We start from the raw sequence: 3648 nt of genomic DNA on the forward strand, positions 1-3648 counted from the left end.
CATCCCAGTCGCCACCTGTCGATTCCCACAGGTCGCGCCAGGCCGAGCGCTCGGTTGCGCGACCGCTGGCGTCAGTCCCTTTGCACACGATGTCGTAGCGGTCCTGCGATTCCGCCAACGCTTCCATATCGATGCCCTCGGCCACGATGTCGGCATCACTGATATCCTGCAGGCGCTCGACGCGCACCGAGACTATCTCCAGCAGGATGCGGCTGGCCCAGCGTGGCATGTTTTCGGGCGCGGGCTTGCGGTCGGGCGTCCAGATCGCGCCCGATTTCGCAGCTTGAATACTCGATTGAGTCACGCCGTATTCTGCGGCAAGGGCGCGCTGGGATTTGCTTGATGCTCTTATTTCAGCAACAATTTTGTGTGTCAGTTTTGCATTGTGGTGTGCTTCTCCCATGCCGCCGCCATGCGCTGCGCGGTCGCGCCAGTTTTGCTCCTGCGTTCCCCAGTCGAGGTTTTCAGGAGCGTTATCGGTTTGATTTCCATTTAAATGCCGAACCTGCTCCAGGCCATCCGGCGCTGGACCATAGAATGCTTCACAAATCAATCGATGAACAAGCTGTGTGGCGTATCGGCCATTCCGTGCTGGCGTGATGGTGCAGTAACCTTTCGATGTGATGCCTGGCTTGAGTCGCTTCCAGTCACTTTTTGCGCGCGACCATACATTGCCAAATACATCCACGCAGTAGCGCTTGTCGTATCCGGGTAAATACATAGCCGGCACGAGGCGGCCACCAGGCTGCCCATAGGGGCAAGCGAGTTCCTCGCTGACGTTAGCGCCGCCGCCCACTACTTCAGCGCTGAAGCGCACCGGCGCAGGTCCGCAGTCACGCGGGATGCGGAACCCGTCAAATTCGATGCCAGCAGCACCGCCTTCGTAGTATTTGCCAGCGAGCTGATCGAATTTCACCACGCGCCGCGTCTGCGTCTTGATGCCGTCGAGCACGGCACGCACCATGGCGCCGTTCATGAGGATTGGGCGCTCTTTCACGTTGCACCGCCTTTCAGGAAGCTGTTGATCTGGATGGCCAGCGGATTAATGGCAGGCTGCTCGCCGGTAGCCTGGACTGCCTTGACGTGATCGTTGTGAGGCTTGACCGCCTCAGCCAGCAGTGCGCGAGCGGCGCGGAGTTGGGCGTTCAAGCCTCGCAGGCCGTCCTTGATCGGATTATTATTCTCAAGGTTTTCGGTGCTCAGTCCATCGCACGCATTCCAGCAGGCGACCAGGCGCCGGGCGTTGGCCTCACGCATGCCGGGCGCGCTCTTGAAGTCGATGACGACGGCGATGGCGTGGCCAGTGAAATCCGGCCCAGTGCCGCAGATGACAGTTTCGTGCGCGCCGTCATTGTCGAAAATCTGGTCGTCCACCACTAGCAGGCAGGGTGTGTGTTCGCTCATGCTGCCGTTCCCGCCACGGCCGCCACCGTGTAGATGCCCTGCGTGCCCTTGACCACGCCAGCGGCTTCCATTGCCTCGATCAGCCGGGCCGCACGGTTGTAGCCGATGCGCAGGTGGCGCTGCACCAGCGATATCGATGCTCGCTGCTGCGTGCGCACGACTTCGACGGCTTGGTCGTACAGCGGATCGCTCGCGCTGCCGTCGCCAAGCAGCACGGCGCCTACCGCTTCGCCATTCAGCTGCAGCGCCGGGCGCTGTTGGCGGACAGGGGCATCGCCCGCTGCCGGTCGTGGGCTCGGTTCCATGATCTCAACGGCGGCTACCAGCAGCAGGTCGGCGGATTGCGAGCCGCCAGGCAGCTCCTTGGCCAGCGTCAGCGCCGATTTAATCGCGCCCTCGGCGGTTTCCGCCATGTGCTCGCGCACGCGGGCAACGGCCGGCTGCACGGTGCTGTCATACAGCTCGTTGAGCACATCGCGATAACGTGCGCGCAGCTTGTACAGATCGGCAGTCAAGTTCACGGCGCGCTCGATCTTCTGCTGGCCAGCAGCAGCCGGGCCCGGCGTCTGCGTTTCCACGTCAGCCTCGCCGCCCAGAGCCGCCACCAGGTCGGCCAGCATCTTGGCCAGCTCGCCTGACATCAGCGCGAAGTCGCTGTCGAAGCGCTCGTCGTCGTTGCGCGTGGCGCTTTCCTTGATGATCTCCAGCGGCTTGACGGACTTGATGGCCAGCGACTCGTCCAGCACGAAGCTGATCTTGTCGCTCCAGGTCATTGCCAGGCGCGTGCACTGCTTGCCGGCGGCGATATGGCGGCGGATATCGTCCGCTTCCGGCGTGTGCCGTTTGTACGCCACCTGCGCTTTGCTTTCGCCCGTGGCGCGCATCGTTGCATCCTGGTCGATGGTGAAGCCGGTCGGCGCCTCGTCCGTGCTCAGCCATTCCGTCATCATGGCCACGGGCGAGCGCATCACGCGCAGGCTTTCCAGCGGCAGCTTGTCGACCGACTTGAGCAGCAGCTTGACCACCTCATCCGCTTTGCTCGGGCTGGCCGCATCGACCACCAGCCAGCCGTTGCGCGGGTCGATCCACACGGCCGTGGTGCTGGCCAGCGGGAAGGCGCGCGGCAGCAGCTCGTCGGTGACGCGTTCTTTCAATTCCTTCATGACCTTCTTGCCGGGCGGGAAGCCTTGGGCTTCTTCCATTTCCGCCGCGCGGGTTTTTGTGAACTGGTTGATGACGCTGGACGGCAGCAACTTCTTCTCGGTTTTCAGCTGCAGCAGGAACTGGCCGCCGACGGCATGCACCAGGCCGCCGTTCGGGCGCGGCGCGGCCCAGCCCTGGCTGACCATATCCATGCTGGTGGCGTCGGTGAATTTCTGTGACTCCAGCGAGGCGGCCAGGGCCTCGGCGGTCATTGCCCAGGGCGCGGGCAGGCGGTATATCTGTAAATTCTTGAACATGGCTATCCTTGCAATTCAGCCGCGTTGCGGCGCTTCGTGAAATTCGACGCCCATCTGGCCGCCAAATGCGTGTATCTGGTCAAGGTACTGAGCGAAGCCCTTGATCGTCAGGTCGGTGCTGCTGGCCACTAGCACCCGGTCGCCGCCGGGTCCAAAGTCCCATTTTTGGTATTTCTCGCTCTTGCACAGGTCCAGGTCGAACTGCTCGGGCAGAAACTGCGCCTTGAAATACTCGTGCCAGACCTCCGCGCTGTGCTGCCGACCCTCGATCCAGCACTGCTCGGCGATGTCCCTGAGCGGGCCGGCCCACATCAGGGCGTTCTGGTCGAGCTTGCGACCTTTGACCTCTTCGCGGATCAGCAGCTCCAGCGGCTTGTCGGCGTCCAGCGGCAAGTGCGGCAGCAGGGCTAGAGCGGTGGCCAACTGCTGCGCGCCCACTAGCCGGATGCGGCGCTGCTCGAATTTTTCGCGCTTCATGGCGGTGCACCGGCCGGCATCGACAGGCTCAGCGTCGCCGAGCGGAACAGCATCTGCGCCACCAGCTTGGTTTCACCCAACGTCAAGCCCTTGACGGTGATGAGCTCACCGTTCGGGCGCTGGATGACGAAGCCCAGCGCGCCGGCTTCATCTTCGAGTTGCCCGACTTCGATCACTTCGCCGGGCGCGATCATGCTTTTTCCGCCTTCGACGCCGTCACGCGCTCCAGGTCATGGCAACCGCTAACGCCTTCAAGCCAGATGACTGCGCTGTGGCCACCCATGACCTGCGCCTCGCTGGTCGTGAC

Annotated in this window: 5 protein-coding genes and 1 pseudogene; all 6 read right to left on the reverse strand. The window is 63.0% G+C overall.

Translation table 11 applies throughout. From position 1 onward, the window contains the following. Positions 1-997 (reverse strand): HNH endonuclease signature motif containing protein (locus ACQ4WP_RS29085; RefSeq protein ID WP_436526754.1); only part of this gene is annotated, 997 nt, incomplete at its 3' end. Then, positions 994-1404, reverse strand: a complete 411-nt coding sequence (locus ACQ4WP_RS29090; protein ID WP_436526756.1) for a hypothetical protein — start codon at positions 1402-1404, stop codon at positions 994-996. The genes ACQ4WP_RS29090 and ACQ4WP_RS29085, both read right to left, overlap by 4 nt. After that, positions 1401-1817 carry a DNA translocase FtsK gene (locus tag ACQ4WP_RS29095; RefSeq protein ID WP_436526762.1) on the reverse strand — a complete coding sequence of 139 codons (417 nt, stop codon included), beginning with the start codon at positions 1815-1817 and terminating at the stop codon, positions 1401-1403. Before ACQ4WP_RS29095 ends, ACQ4WP_RS29090 begins: the two co-directional genes overlap by 4 nt. Positions 1818-1952: 135 nt before the next feature. Then, positions 1953-2864 (reverse strand): annotated as a pseudogene (locus ACQ4WP_RS29100) (recombination-associated protein RdgC); the annotation flags it as partial. A gap of 15 nt (positions 2865-2879) precedes the next feature. Beyond that, positions 2880-3341, reverse strand: a complete 462-nt coding sequence (locus ACQ4WP_RS29105; protein WP_436526758.1) for a recombination protein NinB — start codon at positions 3339-3341, stop codon at positions 2880-2882. Next, positions 3338-3535 carry a hypothetical protein gene (locus ACQ4WP_RS29110; RefSeq protein ID WP_436526760.1) on the reverse strand — a complete coding sequence of 66 codons (198 nt, stop codon included), beginning with the start codon at positions 3533-3535 and terminating at the stop codon, positions 3338-3340. The genes ACQ4WP_RS29105 and ACQ4WP_RS29110 overlap by 4 nt, the downstream gene beginning before the upstream one ends. Positions 3536-3648: the final 113 nt, after the last annotated feature.

The organism is Janthinobacterium lyxosi (assembly GCF_051380665.1).
Taxonomy (GTDB): Bacteria; Pseudomonadota; Gammaproteobacteria; order Burkholderiales; family Burkholderiaceae_D; genus Janthinobacterium.